This window comes from Azospirillum sp. SYSU D00513 (assembly GCF_017356015.1).
Lineage (GTDB): Bacteria > Pseudomonadota > Alphaproteobacteria > Azospirillales > Azospirillaceae > Azospirillum.
Map to the genome: position 1 here is coordinate 1 of NZ_JAFIQV010000082.1, position 13,298 is coordinate 13,298.

General features: G+C 63.7%; 24 protein-coding genes. 18 read left to right on the forward strand and 6 right to left on the reverse strand.

The annotated features are described in order from the left end of the window. The first annotated feature begins 227 nt into the window (after nt 1–227). Together JUB11_RS31505 and JUB11_RS31510 are read left to right on the forward strand one after the other, a co-directional pair. Nucleotides 228–587, forward strand: a complete 360-nt coding sequence (locus JUB11_RS31505; protein ID WP_207462770.1) for a hypothetical protein — start codon at nt 228–230, stop codon at nt 585–587. Nucleotides 588–796: 209 nt separating this feature from the next. Next, the gene (locus tag JUB11_RS31510) at nt 797–982 is read left to right on the forward strand and encodes a hypothetical protein (RefSeq protein ID WP_207462771.1); all 186 of its coding nucleotides are present in this window, start codon (nt 797–799) and stop codon (nt 980–982) included. 129 nt (nt 983–1,111) lie between these two features. Here JUB11_RS31510 and JUB11_RS31515 read toward each other — a convergent pair whose 3' ends face one another. Beyond that, nucleotides 1,112–1,315: a hypothetical protein gene (locus JUB11_RS31515; protein WP_207462772.1), complete on the reverse strand. Its 204-nt coding sequence runs from the start codon at nt 1,313–1,315 to the stop codon at nt 1,112–1,114. A gap of 131 nt (nt 1,316–1,446) precedes the next feature. Here JUB11_RS31515 and JUB11_RS31520 point away from each other — a divergent pair, with 131 nt between their 5' ends. The 4 genes from JUB11_RS31520 (at nt 1,447) to JUB11_RS31535 (ending at nt 2,319) form a co-directional block, all read left to right on the forward strand. Then, nucleotides 1,447–1,620 carry a hypothetical protein gene (locus tag JUB11_RS31520; RefSeq protein ID WP_207462773.1) on the forward strand — a complete coding sequence of 58 codons (174 nt, stop codon included), beginning with the start codon at nt 1,447–1,449 and terminating at the stop codon, nt 1,618–1,620. Between the two features lie 39 nt (nt 1,621–1,659). Continuing rightward, a complete protein-coding gene (locus JUB11_RS31525; protein ID WP_207462774.1) occupies nt 1,660–1,869 on the forward strand; it encodes a hypothetical protein in 210 nt (69 codons plus the stop codon). A 75-nt stretch (nt 1,870–1,944) separates the two neighbouring features. Next, nucleotides 1,945–2,133: a hypothetical protein gene (locus tag JUB11_RS31530; RefSeq protein ID WP_207462775.1), complete on the forward strand. Its 189-nt coding sequence runs from the start codon at nt 1,945–1,947 to the stop codon at nt 2,131–2,133. Next, nucleotides 2,134–2,319, forward strand: a complete 186-nt coding sequence (locus tag JUB11_RS31535) for a hypothetical protein (protein WP_207462776.1) — start codon at nt 2,134–2,136, stop codon at nt 2,317–2,319. It abuts the gene before it with no gap. A 322-nt stretch (nt 2,320–2,641) separates the two neighbouring features. Here JUB11_RS31535 and JUB11_RS31540 read toward each other — a convergent pair whose 3' ends face one another. Then, nucleotides 2,642–3,022 carry a hypothetical protein gene (locus JUB11_RS31540; protein ID WP_207462777.1) on the reverse strand — a complete coding sequence of 127 codons (381 nt, stop codon included), beginning with the start codon at nt 3,020–3,022 and terminating at the stop codon, nt 2,642–2,644. A gap of 269 nt (nt 3,023–3,291) precedes the next feature. Here JUB11_RS31540 and JUB11_RS31545 point away from each other — a divergent pair, with 269 nt between their 5' ends. From JUB11_RS31545 to JUB11_RS31575, 7 genes are all read left to right on the forward strand, one after another. Further along, nucleotides 3,292–3,558: a hypothetical protein gene (locus JUB11_RS31545; protein ID WP_207462778.1), complete on the forward strand. Its 267-nt coding sequence runs from the start codon at nt 3,292–3,294 to the stop codon at nt 3,556–3,558. Nucleotides 3,559–3,609: 51 nt separating this feature from the next. Further along, nucleotides 3,610–3,804, forward strand: coding sequence for a hypothetical protein (locus JUB11_RS31550; protein WP_207462779.1), 195 nt, complete (start codon nt 3,610–3,612; stop codon nt 3,802–3,804). A gap of 201 nt (nt 3,805–4,005) precedes the next feature. Further along, a complete protein-coding gene (locus tag JUB11_RS31555; protein WP_207462780.1) occupies nt 4,006–4,170 on the forward strand; it encodes a hypothetical protein in 165 nt (54 codons plus the stop codon). 99 nt (nt 4,171–4,269) lie between these two features. Further along, nucleotides 4,270–4,491: a hypothetical protein gene (locus JUB11_RS31560; protein WP_207462781.1), complete on the forward strand. Its 222-nt coding sequence runs from the start codon at nt 4,270–4,272 to the stop codon at nt 4,489–4,491. Nucleotides 4,492–4,673: 182 nt separating this feature from the next. Beyond that, nucleotides 4,674–4,895 carry a hypothetical protein gene (locus JUB11_RS31565; RefSeq protein ID WP_207462782.1) on the forward strand — a complete coding sequence of 74 codons (222 nt, stop codon included), beginning with the start codon at nt 4,674–4,676 and terminating at the stop codon, nt 4,893–4,895. Between the two features lie 159 nt (nt 4,896–5,054). Next, entirely contained in the window at nt 5,055–5,396 is a 342-nt protein-coding gene (locus JUB11_RS31570) for a response regulator (RefSeq protein WP_207462783.1), read from the forward strand. Between the two features lie 66 nt (nt 5,397–5,462). Then, nucleotides 5,463–5,663: a hypothetical protein gene (locus JUB11_RS31575; RefSeq protein ID WP_207462784.1), complete on the forward strand. Its 201-nt coding sequence runs from the start codon at nt 5,463–5,465 to the stop codon at nt 5,661–5,663. A 10-nt stretch (nt 5,664–5,673) separates the two neighbouring features. On the opposite strand, the gene JUB11_RS31580 is transcribed toward JUB11_RS31575, so the two are convergent. Together JUB11_RS31580 and JUB11_RS31585 are read right to left on the reverse strand one after the other, a co-directional pair. Further along, nucleotides 5,674–5,907 carry a hypothetical protein gene (locus JUB11_RS31580; protein WP_207462785.1) on the reverse strand — a complete coding sequence of 78 codons (234 nt, stop codon included), beginning with the start codon at nt 5,905–5,907 and terminating at the stop codon, nt 5,674–5,676. Nucleotides 5,908–6,020: 113 nt separating this feature from the next. Beyond that, nucleotides 6,021–6,772, reverse strand: a protein-coding gene (locus tag JUB11_RS31585; RefSeq protein WP_207462786.1) for an IS5 family transposase whose coding sequence is annotated in 2 segments (ribosomal slippage) — nt 6,021–6,451 and nt 6,451–6,772 — 753 coding nt in all. Because the reading frame shifts where the segments join, the coding sequence is not laid out codon by codon here. 1,027 nt (nt 6,773–7,799) lie between these two features. Between JUB11_RS31585 and JUB11_RS31590 the strand changes: the two genes are divergently transcribed. Then, nucleotides 7,800–8,990, forward strand: coding sequence for a site-specific integrase (locus JUB11_RS31590; protein WP_207462787.1), 1,191 nt, complete (start codon nt 7,800–7,802; stop codon nt 8,988–8,990). Nucleotides 8,991–9,524: 534 nt separating this feature from the next. Here the strand turns inward: JUB11_RS31590 and JUB11_RS31595 are convergent. Next, entirely contained in the window at nt 9,525–10,238 is a 714-nt protein-coding gene (locus tag JUB11_RS31595) for an IS6 family transposase (protein ID WP_207462788.1), read from the reverse strand. 260 nt (nt 10,239–10,498) lie between these two features. Here JUB11_RS31595 and JUB11_RS31600 point away from each other — a divergent pair, with 260 nt between their 5' ends. The 4 genes from JUB11_RS31600 to JUB11_RS31625 all read left to right on the forward strand — a co-directional run bounded on the left by JUB11_RS31600 (nt 10,499) and on the right by JUB11_RS31625 (nt 12,231). Then, on the forward strand, nt 10,499–10,690 hold the full coding sequence (locus JUB11_RS31600) for a helix-turn-helix transcriptional regulator (protein ID WP_207462789.1): 192 nt from the start codon (nt 10,499–10,501) through the stop codon (nt 10,688–10,690). Between the two features lie 38 nt (nt 10,691–10,728). After that, nucleotides 10,729–10,926, forward strand: coding sequence for a hypothetical protein (locus JUB11_RS31605; RefSeq protein WP_207462790.1), 198 nt, complete (start codon nt 10,729–10,731; stop codon nt 10,924–10,926). Between the two features lie 426 nt (nt 10,927–11,352). Next, nucleotides 11,353–11,760: a helix-turn-helix transcriptional regulator gene (locus tag JUB11_RS31615; protein WP_207462792.1), complete on the forward strand. Its 408-nt coding sequence runs from the start codon at nt 11,353–11,355 to the stop codon at nt 11,758–11,760. Between the two features lie 258 nt (nt 11,761–12,018). Further along, nucleotides 12,019–12,231, forward strand: a complete 213-nt coding sequence (locus tag JUB11_RS31625; protein WP_207462794.1) for a hypothetical protein — start codon at nt 12,019–12,021, stop codon at nt 12,229–12,231. 746 nt (nt 12,232–12,977) lie between these two features. Here JUB11_RS31625 and JUB11_RS31635 read toward each other — a convergent pair. Then, nucleotides 12,978–13,298, reverse strand: a 321-nt coding sequence (locus JUB11_RS31635; RefSeq protein WP_247887462.1) for a transposase, incomplete at its 5' end; no start/stop codon positions are given.

Below are 13,298 nucleotides of genomic sequence, written 5' to 3' on the forward strand. Positions count from 1 at the left end.
CGATGGCATTCTTGGCCCAGTCGGGAGTTGCTGCCCTGAGTTGTAGCCCTTAACCACTCTCCGGTGTCCAACCTATTGGTGGCGGTACACTCGGCATCCGTTTCGAGGGGCAGGGGGACCAGCGGAACGCCTTTCTCCTGCTCAACGACGTGAACGGCAGACTCGACTCCAGGGCGGCGCGCCTCCTCGACCTCCTCCGCCTGGATCCTAAGCGTCGGAGCTTCCGCGTGGTCTTCGGCTTCCACGAGAACCGGAGGGACGAGCTGGCGCTCTACACCCGGTCGCTGGTGGAGATTCTGAATACGCTGGCCGGCGGCATCCAGGTGCCGGACGGTACCGTCGGAAGCGGCCAGACCTATCCGACCCGCGTGCCCGACCAGAGTCCCGGCCGGCTGATCGGGGTAAGGGTTCAGCCAAAGCGCCCAGAGGATTCCTTCGCTGCCGTTGAATATGGCAGGAACTGGTATGTCATTGATAAGACCGATTTCGCCACCAAGAGCACCTTTGGCCTGCTGATGTTCCTGACCGCCGTCATGGAGCGCAGCAGCCTATCCCCGGTTCCCGTGATCTCAATACCCTCCGGTTGAGTGGCGAATATTCTGCCGATTTGGGCGGGCTGGGTTGCCCTATCCTTATGCTAGTTGATAACATTGATCCTGCTCCCGGCCGAGAAACCGGGGCCAGTAGGGCAGACCGGCCAGATCCTCGCGAGTGGCGACCATCTATGCGGGCTCCTCATCGTTCATCCGGTCGCGGCTCTATCCAAAAGATATAAATCATTAGTATGGTCCATCTTATGACGGACCAATACGACATCTGCATCGATCCGGTCGGCCAGGGCTGGGTGGTGTTCGACGCCTGGGAGTGGCGCCACACGGGCGTCTTCCGGGTGTTGAAGCGCGACCTGACCTATGAGCAGGCTCGAAACTATGCGGATCTGCTGAACACCGTGGGCACGGCGCCTGGAAAGGGCAGCACCTGACGCCATGCCCCCATGGCATGCGGCTGAGGCCGGTGCGGTGATCTGGAGGCAGGAGGCGATGGAGCGCCGGCGTGCTTTATGGTCAAGCAGGCTCCTCGTCCTGGAGCGTTAGCAGACGCACGAAGGCGTTCACGTCCTTCTCGACGAGCGCCTGGTGGCCGCGGTGGCGGGCCTCGGCCAGGTGCCGCTACGCCGCGAAAGGCGCTCCCGGCTCTCAAGCGTGCGGTCCGTCTCGTAGGTCCGGGCCGCGAGGTTCTTCTCCCACGCGGCCCAGACCAGCTCGCAGGGCGAGACCGGCTTCCGGCGGTCGGGGAAAGCGACGACGGCTCCCATCAGGTAACACTCCGAACACAATCCGACCGGCCGGTTACCGATCTAGAACCGATGAGGTGGGCATTTGCATCAAATTGTATCCAACTCTTGGCATATGCCGTCCGGGGCTCCCATACTGCTGTATGGATAATGTGATCGACATCTACGTCGCGCCCCTGGTTGGTGGCTGGGCCGTCATGGCGGACCACCGCGAGGCGGCCGGCATCGTTCCGCGGGTCATGGAGGCCGGGCTCTCGCTGGAGCGCGCCTTCCGGATCGCGGAGTGGACCACCCTCATGGATCAGGGCCGCCCGGCCGCGAACTGAACGCCGGCTGCTGCCCACTGCTGCGGAGACTTGACGCTCATGGAAATGACGCCACCGATCCCTCCCCGCTATGTGCTGCGAATGGAATGCGAAAGCGGCCGCTGGAGCATCATCGACCGCCGATCGGGGGGATACGCCTGCTCCAGCGGCAGGGCCTTGGTCGATCTCAAGGAAGACGTCGCCGTCCTGTGGCTGGATCTCCTGCGGCTGTGGGAGTCGATCGCTCCCGGTGCCAGGAACGTGCATTAGCCTGCACCGAGCGCCGGTCCACCGGGATACTGCCGCGTTCACGCTTCCGTGATATTTCCTGATCAGCGTGGTGGAATGTCCGCTCGCTATGCATACATGCCCGATCCTGAAGAGCAGGGCCGGTGGCTCGTCTACGATGCAAAGCTGATGGCGGCTGGCGGCGGGCTTCTGGTGGTCGAGCGCGGATTGACCGAGGTCGGCGCTCAGGTCGTCGCCGCTTGGTTCTACGACCTCAACCGTGGAATTCCGGAAGTCGAGGCGTGAATGGCCGTCTGCTATGCCGTGGCCGTCGACAGCGAAGGCAACACATGGGCCGTGGTCGACGTGCGGATCTGGGACCGGAGCGGCGGCTACCGCGCTCTCTACACGGGTCTGACCTTCGAAGCGGCGAGCAGCCTCGCGAAGAGGCTCAACTGGATGCACATCGAGCCGCCAGCAAACAACATCTGAAGGGAGCCGGAACCGGTCTGGCTGCACTGCGGCCACGCAAGGCTCGCGGAGGCTGCCCCGAACATCGGGCATGGCAGTATTACACTTTTGTAACTTGCGCATTTTCGGCCAAGGCACAGCTTCCCCCGCATGCAAGGGTACATACGTTGATATGCAGCCCGGCCCGACGTCGATGGCCGGTGGAGCGTGGTGGATCGCGAGAGCGGGAGCTACGCTCGCGCGGATTGCCGCTGGTTGCTGGGGCTAGCGAGGAGTGCGGCGATCCGCTGGACGGCGGCGCTGAACGCTGACGGGGGCTGAGCGAGTGTCAGCTCCGTCGAGCTCAGCCATTCTCCCCTCCATGGCTCGGGGCCAGCTTTAGGATTTCGGAGAGGAGCACGTCGCAGGGATAGCCGGCCGCGTCCTCGCCATATTCTTCGAAGGTCACGCGCAGCTTGAAGAGCGCGTCTTCCAACGTCACGGCCGGGAAGTCGATGAACCGATAGCGGGCCTGATCGGCACGCTCGCAGGCCTCATTGCTCAAGGCGCGCAGCCGGGGAACATCGTGCTCGGTATCGACCGCCTCGCGGCCGGCCCAATAGACGCGCAGGGCCGGTACTTCTGCTTTCGCCTGCTCGACGTAGAACTCGGGGACAGTCTCCTCGCCATGCAGGATGCCGCGGAGGGACTTGAGATGGCCGAACTGCACCTCGTAATGCGCCACCAAGTCCTTCACCGACGGCGGAACCGTCTTCTTCGAAGCCCAAGGCTCCGGCGCGGCCGGCCAAGCTGCCTTGGCCCGCTCGAACGCTTCCGTGAAGGCGTCCTGGGAGGCCTTCCATTTCGCCTCAAGAGCCCGCCATTCCTGGGGGGGCTTGAAGGAGAGCGAGGCAGACGGCGGAGAGGCCGACGCTGACCGGCGAGGCAAGGGCGGTGTCCGCCAGGATCTTCTTGGACAGATTGCTCATGGATCAGGCCTCCCCAAGCTTGCCGGTGTCACGCACACGCCGCTTCATGATGGGGGTGCGATGCCGGTCCGTATCGCGATCGTTCGCCGTCACCTGGAGCACGCGGTCCTCGGCTTCGTGCACGCCCGCTCCGGCGTCCCAGGAGCCCAAGCGGCTCTACAGCGACGAGGAGCTGTGGAGCGCGCCGCCGGACACGAAGATCACCAACAGGCCGGTCGTGGACAGCCTCGACCGGGGTGAGGACTTCTTCACTACTATGCGGGCGTCCCTCGCGCCCAATCTGGAGGATTAGATCAAACGCTTCGCCGGCGCGCGCGGCATCCCGGCCGACCACTACGGCATCGTGAACGGGGAGATCGTCCACTGCGACGTGCCCACCGGGCAGCTGGTGGGCGAGGTGCTGTCCGTGACCGGCGGCGAGGGGGTGCTCGACACCTTCCAGCGAGTCGGGCGCTTCGTCGCGGCGAACGCCGGCCCGGCGATCCCTCAGGCGGCGGCGGCGGGGGCGGTCGGTACCGCGTTGGCCCCAGCGGCATGAGCATCCCCGTAGCGGCCAGAACGGCGACCGCTAGCGACGTGCTGCGCCAGCTCGCCGACCGCGCGGTGGCAGGGGAGAGCGCCACGGACATCAACCTCCTGAACGCCGCTGGCCAGGGGCTCGAGGCGAGCGTCGGGCAGGGCCTCTCCGTCGGCTTGGAAGGCGTTCACGCGCAACCCGCTCGGCGTGGCGCCGGCCGAGGTGCCCAAGGCCAAGGACCCGTTGCAGATCGCGCAGTGGAGCGCCTTGTCCCGCGAGGCCGAGGGGCGAGGCGTGCCCCTGACGGTTGGCGAGCTGACCAACCTGCCGAGCCTGAAGGTGATGGAGCGCAACCTTCGGCGCTTCCCGAGACCGCCGACACGATGACCGACTTCATCGACCAGCGGAATACGCAGGCGGTGACGCAGCCTTTCGCGAGGAGCTGGACCGGATCGCCCCGGCCCCACCCGGCCGCTCGACGAGGTGGTGGGTTCCAACCCGCAGTTCGCGCCGAGGAGTCCGGACGACGACGTGCTGCCCCGGCCCGGTGTCCGCGGCGTCGCCGGTGACGCCATCCAGGCTGCTCGGAACAACCACCTCGACGTGTCCGGCCAGTGGTACGGCGAGGCCTATGCCAGCGGCGCCCAGCCGGATGTGCAGCCGGTGGTGGAGACCATCCAGAAGGCCATGCGCGCCTTCCCGATTTGACGAGTGAATGATCTCGGGGGAAATCGGGCTTTCTACAGGATACAAACCCAGCATTTCCAAGAGCCTCGCCCATGGATTTGGGGTGTGAGTCCGCAACAAGGAAATCGGAATCAAAAGTTGCATTTCACCCGCCCGCCGACACCCCGCCCGCGGGCTTTTACGCGCCCGAGGAGAACCCCGTCATGCTCGAAACCATCGCCGCCGTCCAGACTAAAGGCTTCTGGATCGGCGCTTTCGCCCTGCTGGCGGTCCTGCCGCACGCCGTCGCCTGGACTCCCACGCTCGCCGACGACAAGGCGCTCGGCTTCGTGACCAAGCTGGTGAACCTGCTGGCCGGCAATTACCGCGCCGCCGCGAACGCCCACGCCAAGGTGGACGCGGTGACCCGCATGGCGGGCGGCTGACCCCATGCCCAGTCGGACGACACCTATACGGTCGTCCGGCGCCATTCTGTAAAGACGCTATGCAACTAAGTAACATTGCGAGCGGTTCTGAGTCATGCAATGATGTTGGTGTTACGTTTGTGAAACGTGCAAGCAAGGCGTCGCACAATGCGGAATATAATGGTCGTTGATGATGATCCTTTGATTGCAATGTCAATGGAGGCGATTATCGGTGTTCATGGGTATTCTGTTGTCGTGTGCGACAACGGCGCGGACGCGCTTTATGCCTATATAGAAGCCCCCCAGGACTTGGTGATAACGGATGCGCGGATGCCAAAGTTAGGTGGCGTGGAGTTGACGCGCGAACTCCTCAAGCGAAATCCCCTCCTGCCGGTGATTATTATATCCGGTTATTCGGATATAGTAGCGGATAAGGGCTGGGAAAAAGTCATCATTCTTCAGAAGCCCGTGGATGGGCGCAAACTGATGACCAGCATAGGGAAACTATTATCGGTGCCTTGATGCGAGGCCAATGACACTTTCTAGCCCCGCCATATCGCTTTTTCCGTCTGGAAAGCACTGCCTCACATGCGCATAGCCACACAAGAAATGCCGAACCGCCCCGGCTACTATGCCGTCGTGGCTTTAGCGCCGGATGGTGAGGTGATCGCAACGCTTGCCGGTCCGTTCAAGGGAGACAGGGAAGCGAACAAGTTTGCAAAGGTCGAGCGGGAACGGTTGGGCAAGGCAGGAGCATCGGTGTTGAAGCGGAACAAGGCGCAGGCCTGACGGCCCGCCTTTATGCGGTTCGCCACCCATGTAGAGCTTCCCATCCGTCTGGCGCCAGCTTCCACTCACCGGGGCCGGCGCCGGGCGTGATGAGCCCGCGGTCATGGCATTCGGCGATGGCCTCTTCCGAGGCGCCAAGGGCGAGCACGCCTGTGACCGGGTCGGCGGTCAGGATCGCGAAGATCTGCTTGGCTGTCAGGGCCTCTACGATGGCTGTGCGGGATCGGTACTGCGGCTTGAGCATGTCGGTCTCGGGTGCTTGCATCCACTGACGCAAGCATGCGCCGGATAATGATCGACAGAGCGTAACATATTTCACAGACCGCAAAATTTCGTTGCGCTAGGGTCTGTTGACATTCATCGTGTGTTCAGAACGGCAGCGGCGAGGTGAATGGCGGCGGCAAAACTGGCGTCGGTTTTGTCGTAACGGGTGGCGATCCGCCGGAACTCTTTGATCTTGCAGAAGAAATTCTCGACCAAGTGGCGCCACTTATACATCTCGCTGTCATGAGGGATGCAGGTGGAGCGGTCGGCTTTTGAGGGAATGACGGCGAGGGCGCCGCGTTCAGCGACCAGGGTGCGAATGGCGTTGCTGTCGAAGGCTTTGTCGGCCAGCAAGGCTTTGAACTCAACGTTTTCCAGGACGGGTGCGACGCCGACGCTGTCGTGCCGCTGCCCCGGCAGCAGGACGAAGCGTCCGAGGTTGCCCAGGGCATCGACCACGGCAACGATCTTGGTGGTCAGCCCACCCCGGGAGCGACCGATGGCCTGAGCCTGAGTCCCCCCCGGGCTCCGGTTCCGTGCTGGTGCACCCGGACGATGGTTCCATCGATGATCGCGTACTCGAAGTCCGCATCCGTCGCCAAGGCTGTGAACAGCCGCTCGAAGACACCGGCCTTGGCCCACCGGCGAAAGCGTTGGAAAACCGAGTTCCATGAGCCGAACGCCGCGGGCAGGTCACGCCACGGCGCCCCGACCCGGACAATCCAGAGCACCGCTTCGACAAAGCGCCGGTTGTCCACCGCCGAGCGGCCGGGATCTCCGACTTTTCCGGGAAGAAGCGGAGCGATCCGCTCCCATTGATCATCGCGCAACACCATCCGGTCCAAAGCCACCTCCCTGTCGGCAGCTTTGAATCAAATTCCTGCGGCTTTGGGAATCCCCTGCACACCTCAAATGTCAACAGACCCTAGCGCACTGGCAGGAGGCGGCTGATTGCTGCGCTATGCATCAATTTGCAACGTCAACAGGCGCTCGCCTGCATACTAAGGCATGACTTCCGCATGCCCGCCCTATGATGGCGGGGGCTGGGTGGTATGGGACACCACAGACTGTCGGCCGCCGGAGACGATGGGCAGTCCGTTGTGCGGGTTGACCGACGCGCGGGCCAAGGTGTGGGCGGAAGCCTTCAACGTGACGGAGGCGGTCAGGGAGGAAAGGAGGATTATCTACGCGAAAATACGAATGTACTCTAAAACCAAGATATGGTGATGCATGTCGCATGCATTGAGCGCAGCAAGGCAGCCCCTTCATGAACGAGCACTCAAACTCAGGAACAGCAATCCCGCGCTGCTACTTCTGTTACGGCTCAATTTTAGCAGGTGAGCGCATTTGGGCCGATGATCCACAAGGACGGGCTTGGCATTACACCTGCGCTCGGCTGGACCAGCAAACGCTTATGAGAACGGCTCCCCGGACCCAAAATGATGGACATATTGAAGTGGCTAAGTAGGCACCTGCTCTACTTGTCCGGATGCATCAGGTTCATGAAGGTGGTTGCGATATGATGGCGGTTGCTCAGGCCACACCGCTGTGTGGCTGAAAGTCCGCCTTCAGCCCGGAAACCACCACGAACTTTCCATAATAAGGCCTTATGCGGACGTCGTACATCGGGCCTTAGGCCATACAGGTCACGGTGTCCGGTGGCGAGACCATTTGGACGTTTCTTCGTCCTGACCAGTCGCCGTGCAGTTTAAGTGCTGCTTTTCGGACAGCACCGCGGCCGCCATACTCCGCCCCGGAAAACCCGGCCAAAAGGCCCGGAAAGGGCCGGAAGGCCGCCCCGGGGCGCCGCCCGCAGGGCAGGGCGGTGGGCACAAACCACAAGGATCCCGGAGGCGGGAAGGGGAGAAGCGATTGACCGACGCGTGGGCCGGCGACGGGGCGGGGGAGGGCACGGACAGACCCGTCGCCGCCGACGCTGCAGGGTCTGCGGACCTGGCGGTTCCACCCGGAGGCTCCGGGGAGCTGCTCACCCCCGAGGCCCTCGACGGCCTCGACAACGCCAGCCGGCTCGTCGCCGCCGCGCGCGCCGCCGGCACCCGCGCCGTCTACGCCCGCGCCTGGGCTGCCTTCATCGCCTGGTGCGCGCGCAACGGCCTGGCGGCGCTGCCCTGCAGCCCGGCGACGCTTGCCGCCTATCTCGGCCACCGCGCTCCGAAGCCGGCCCTTGTGAAGGACGGGCGGGTGGTGCGCGACGCCGTCCCCGGCCTCACCCCCTCCAGCCTCGAGGTGATCCGCGCCGCCGTGCGCCACGCCCACCGCGCCGCCGGCCAGCCCGCCCCCGCCGACACCCCGGCCATCGCCGATCTCATGCGCGGCGCCAAGCGCTCCCACCAGGGGCGCAAGCGCAAGGTTGCCGCCCTGATGACGGTGCCCGCTCATGACAAGGATGAGGCGGAGCCGTCGCTCTTTCGCCTGCTCGACGCGATCGACGTCCGCACCGTCCGCGGGGTTCGCGACCGCGCGCTGATCCTTGTGGGTTTTGCCGCGGCCCTGCGGCGCTCCGAGGCGGCGGGACTCCTCTGGGGCGACATCCGCCCGGCCAAGGGAGGCCTGTCCATCACCGTCCGCGGGTCCAAGACGGACCACGAGAACAAAGGGCAGACGGTCGGGGTGGCGATGGTGGGCGGCGACGCCTGCCCGGTCGCGGCCCTCGACGCCTGGCGCTTGGCGCTGCTCGCCGCCGGGTATGTCGCGGGGGAGGGCGAGCCGGTCTTCCGCGACGTGAGACGGGAGAACGGTGCCATCGGCAGCGCGCCGCTGAACCCGCGGACGGTGGCGCGCACCGTGCAGCGCCTCGCTGCCGCCGCCGGGCTCGACCCGACACACTTCGCGGGTCACTCGCTTCGGGCGGGATTCGTGAGCACGGCCGTCGCCGATGGCCAGGAGATCACCGCCATCCTGGCGACCACCCGCCACAAGGAGCCGAAAACGCTTCTGGAGTATGTGAGGATTCAGGGCCTTGCCGAGCGCAACGCTGTGCGCGGCGCGCTCTCCCGCCGCCGTCCCACGTCGCAAGGCGAGGGCGGGGCGGAAGAACCCTGATGCAGCTGGGCTTGTCCCGGCGGAGCGACACCGGCGGGGCGGTTCGCCTTAGAGCGAGCATGATGGGCGGGATACGTCGGAGAGGGCACAGGGGCAGAACCAAAGTGAATCTCAAAGCTACCAATGCGGAAAAATCTTCCGGCAGAATCCGCGAAGCGGTTGAGCGCGCACGTCAGGATGGGCCAGCCACCAGCTTGCGCTTTCACCGTAGAACCTCTAACCTACTGATACTAAGGAGAATTTTAACTTCTGGAACTAACAGCACTGAACCCGGGCGAACGAGCTACAAGGGCCTTTATCGCTCGTTCATCATGTGCTCTGCTGGGTCCGGTGGGGCGGCTGACGCCGCCACTCCGCTCACCGCCGCCCGTCCCGAGGCCCCGAAAATCCCGATGACCGAGCCCTCCAACCTTCCCGCATCCGTTCCGCTCCCTGAAGACACCGATCCGGCCGCCGTCATCGCGCGCAACCTGCGCCGTCAGGTTCTGTTGCAAAGTTTGGTAACGGGCGCAGAGGGCTGCGGCGCCTGTATCGTCAGGCGGCAAGACCGAACAGGCTGGCGATGAAAGATGCCTGGGCTGGCATGTCGTTGACCGAAACAGCCCTGACCTGGCCCTTGCCGACCATGGCCATGATCTCGTAGCCGGCGATCGTCCGACGCGCACTGTGGAAGCCCTTGAACCCGAGCCCCGGCCGAACCAGCCGCTTGACGCGCCGGTGGTCCTGTTCAACGATGTTGTTCAGGTACTTGCGTTGCCGCAGCTTGGTGAAGCGCCACAGCTCACCGGCCTTCTTCATCGCCCTGGTGGCACTCGGGTAAGCGGCGTTCTTGTCCACCGTGACGGTGCGTGGGTTCACGGTGTGGGCCTGCTTCAGGACCTTGCGGAAGAAGCGCCGGGCGGCCGCGGCATCACGCTTGGCGCTGAGAAGAAAGTCGACCGTCTGCCCACGTGCATCGACGGCGCGGTACAGGTAGATCCAGCGGCCCTTCACCTTCACGTAGGTCTCATCGACGCGCCAGGAGCCGGTCGTCATCCGGAGGTGCGGACGGATGCGTTTGTCCAGCTCTGGGGCATAGGTCTGGATCCAGCGGTAGAGCGTCGTGTGATTGACCGTCACACCGCGGTCGGCCAGCATCCGCTCCAGATCACGGTAGCTGATCGGGAACTGCAGATACCAGCGCACCGCCCAAAGGATCACCTCCGACGTGAACTGCCGGCCCTTGAACGGGTTCTTCCTCCTGCCCATCACCCCACCGCTCCCGCTGCTGAAACGGACACCATCCTACCCAATCCGGGGGGCGGGCCAAACTTGCAACAGAGCCTCTAACGAGTGACCAGAAGCTCTGGATCAGAACCGCCGACCAAGCGACAGGGGCCCTATCCGATGCTGCCCCTGAGTGGCTGATCGAGCAGTGCCATGACCTGGGGCTGGTTACGCCGGGACGAGCGCCAGGGGTGGAGGCTGACCGTGACTGGATGGCATGAGTGGAAGAGGTTGGTAGAGCCATGACGCCGGAACAGTGCCGCATCGCCCGGAAAAAGCTGAAGTGGAGCATCGATAAGCTGGCTACCCAGGCAGGCATGGCCACCCAGACTGTGGGTAACTATGAGCGGAGGAAGACAGGCACTAGCGAGCAGACGATCATGTCCATCCGCCGGGCTTTTCTGAGGGCGGGCGTGGAGGTGGATGAGCTGTAGGTCCCGAGATGAAGGGGATGGGGTGAGGGGAGCCGGCCATGAAGCTGACCAGCAGCCACCGGCGATGGCTCTACACAGCCCATCCAATAACCTGGATCTTGGCGGAGAATGCCGCGGGGCATATCGTGCTGGAGTGTTTAGCCCTTGGCCTGATCCAGGAGGGGCCCCGGTCGGGACAGTGGAAGCTGACGCAGGCCGGCGGAGTGGTGTGGCGCAAATTGTGTGGGATGGGGTGAGGGGAAAGCAGTGCTTACAGACGCGGCAATAATTTGGGTGAACACGGCGGACCCTGACACTGGGGTTCTCGCTGACGTGGCGCCCGACTGGATGGTGCAGCCGCTTCTTGATCTGGGCGTGGTGGTGCCCGCCGACACTCCTGGGAGATGGAAGCTCACACCGTTGGGGTGGAGCCTGCGGGAGAGGTGGTCTGCTGCATGACGCCAGATCAATGCCGTGCCGCTCGGAAGAAGCTTGGCTGGTCGCAGGCGGGCCTAGCTCGGCGGGCGGGCGTATCGACAGGCGTTATCTCCGCTTGGGAGAACAACAGGCACGTCCCGCTCCCGGCCAACATGGCGCGTATCCTCTTAGCCTTCCATGAGGCTGGGGTGGACGTGGACGAGCCGTAGTCCCCGAGCTGCGCAGGTTCGATCGAAGGAAGAGGGATGACACGAGAGCAATGTCTTGCCGCACGGTCTGCCCTAGGATGGTCGCGAACCGTCCTGGCATCAAAAACCGGGCTGACAGTCGCAATGATCGGCTTCTTCGAGCGGGGGGCTCGGATGCTGAAGGACGAGAACATGGAGAAGATCCGCCAGGCTTTTCTGGAGGATGGCTTAGACCCGGACGCCTTGCGGGGCTGTGTGGGATTTAGTGAGGGGATTACGCCTAGGAAGTGCATAGCTGCGCGCAAGAGCCTGGGCTGGTCACAGGTTACGCTTGCGGTTGAGGCTGGGCTGGTTCTCAGCACGGTCTCCCGCTTTGAGAGGGGCGAGATCAAGCCGCGGGAAGCCACACTGGAGAAGCTTCGCGCCACCTTCGCCAGAGCTGGGATAGACGTGGATGGACTGTAGGCCCCGAGCTGCGGGGGATGGGGGTGAGGGACATGACGCCAGAGCAATGCCGAGCAGCAAGAGAGTGCCTCGGATGGTCGCAAGAGGACTTGGCGGATCGCGCGGGCTGTACTGACCGAACTGTGCGGAGCTTCGAGAGGGGAGCGACGGTCAGCGGCACCATGACAGCTATACCTATCCGCATCGCCTTCCTAGAAGCCGGCGTGGACGTGGATAGCCTGTAGGGACGCGGGGATGGGGTGAGCGCGGAGAGAGGAAATGCTGAAGCTGGTTGGGCACGTTCTCTATTGGGTATGCTGTGTCATAGCCGGGCTATGGATCATAGGCGCGGTCATCTTGAGCACGGCGGCCTCTGGTCCAGAGCAAGCGATACTCTTCATCAGCAGCGGGTTGGCATTGGGCGTGCTGACGTGGCTTGTCGGTCGGCTCTGCCGTGACTGGTTCATTGGGGAGCGCGATGAGCCGGCGTGACGAACCATGACGCCAGAGCAGTGCCGGGCCGCCCGGAAGAAGCTGGGGTGGAGCGTGGATGGCCTAGCCTCCCGAGTTGGGGGCTGCCGGAGCACCATCACCTTCTTCGATAGCGGCAGGAACCGCCTTACGCCCATCAACTACGCTTGGGCTCGTTTGGTCTTCATGGAGGCTGGAGTGGATGTGGATGCCCTGTAGGGCTACGGGGGATGGGGTGAGGGGAGGAGGGTGTCACGCAGTAACGTCGGGTTTGAGCCGACTTGTTGACATCGCGCCTCTGTGCCGCTCTGAGTTGATCTTCAGCCCCTCACATACGCACTTTCCGGAAGGATGATTCATCGCTTGTCGCCTGGTTGGGCTCACAAACACGCCCTGAAGGCACTGGCAGAGGCGGATCAGAAAAATTCATTCAAATCCGAGGTTACAGCGTGACACCCTCCGTTTGTTAACACTGCATTCATTGATATGCTCGACAGCGGGCTCTGTTGCAAGTTTGGCCCGCCCCCCGGATTGGGTAGGATGGTGTCCGTTTCAGCAGCGGGAGCGGTGGGGTGATGGGCAGGAGGAAGAACCCGTTCAAGGGCCGGCAGTTCACGTCGGAGGTGATCCTTTGGGCGGTGCGCTGGTATCTGCAGTTCCCGATCAGCTACCGTGATCTGGAGCGGATGCTGGCCGACCGCGGTGTGAACGGTCGGTCACGTCCGTCAAGGTGGTGGAAATTGGAAGGTGGTCAGGGGCGTCGTCAGTCAGGCCGCCATTGTTGAGGAAAGCTGTGTGATGGCGGGCTCGTCGGCTGCGGCGATCCCCGTCATGGTTTCGAGTGTCAGGTAACGGTGCTGGAGCTGCCAGTCATCGTTCTGCTCCAACAAGATTGCACCGACCAGTCTACGAACGCTGCTTTCATTGGGGAAAATCCCGACGACGTCGGTGCGGCGCTTAACCTCCTTGTTGAGGCGCTCAAGGGGGTTCGTCGAGTGCAGCTTGGTGCGGTGCGCCTCGGGATAATCCATGTAGGCCAGCACGTCATGCTCGGCGGCATCCAGCAGTGCCGCCACTTTGGGAAAGCG

What these genes read in the sequence shown, in the direction of transcription:
- JUB11_RS31580 (WP_207462785.1), bottom strand. Translation starts at nt 5,907, where the DNA reads ATGCTCAAGCCGCAGTACCGATCCCGCACAGCCATCGTAGAGGCCCTG.
- JUB11_RS31595 (WP_207462788.1), bottom strand. Translation starts at nt 10,238, where the DNA reads ATGGGCAGGAGGAAGAACCCGTTCAAGGGCCGGCAGTTCACGTCGGAG.
- JUB11_RS31600 (WP_207462789.1), top strand. Translation starts at nt 10,499, where the DNA reads ATGACGCCGGAACAGTGCCGCATCGCCCGGAAAAAGCTGAAGTGGAGC.
- JUB11_RS31625 (WP_207462794.1), top strand. Translation starts at nt 12,019, where the DNA reads ATGCTGAAGCTGGTTGGGCACGTTCTCTATTGGGTATGCTGTGTCATA.
- JUB11_RS31615 (WP_207462792.1), top strand. Translation starts at nt 11,353, where the DNA reads ATGACACGAGAGCAATGTCTTGCCGCACGGTCTGCCCTAGGATGGTCG.
- JUB11_RS31605 (WP_207462790.1), top strand. Translation starts at nt 10,729, where the DNA reads ATGAAGCTGACCAGCAGCCACCGGCGATGGCTCTACACAGCCCATCCA.
- JUB11_RS31530 (WP_207462775.1), top strand. Translation starts at nt 1,945, where the DNA reads ATGTCCGCTCGCTATGCATACATGCCCGATCCTGAAGAGCAGGGCCGG.
- JUB11_RS31570 (WP_207462783.1), top strand. Translation starts at nt 5,055, where the DNA reads ATGGTCGTTGATGATGATCCTTTGATTGCAATGTCAATGGAGGCGATT.
- JUB11_RS31575 (WP_207462784.1), top strand. Translation starts at nt 5,463, where the DNA reads ATGCGCATAGCCACACAAGAAATGCCGAACCGCCCCGGCTACTATGCC.
- JUB11_RS31535 (WP_207462776.1), top strand. Translation starts at nt 2,134, where the DNA reads ATGGCCGTCTGCTATGCCGTGGCCGTCGACAGCGAAGGCAACACATGG.
- JUB11_RS31525 (WP_207462774.1), top strand. Translation starts at nt 1,660, where the DNA reads ATGGAAATGACGCCACCGATCCCTCCCCGCTATGTGCTGCGAATGGAA.
- JUB11_RS31565 (WP_207462782.1), top strand. Translation starts at nt 4,674, where the DNA reads ATGCTCGAAACCATCGCCGCCGTCCAGACTAAAGGCTTCTGGATCGGC.
- JUB11_RS31515 (WP_207462772.1), bottom strand. Translation starts at nt 1,315, where the DNA reads ATGGGAGCCGTCGTCGCTTTCCCCGACCGCCGGAAGCCGGTCTCGCCC.
- JUB11_RS31510 (WP_207462771.1), top strand. Translation starts at nt 797, where the DNA reads ATGACGGACCAATACGACATCTGCATCGATCCGGTCGGCCAGGGCTGG.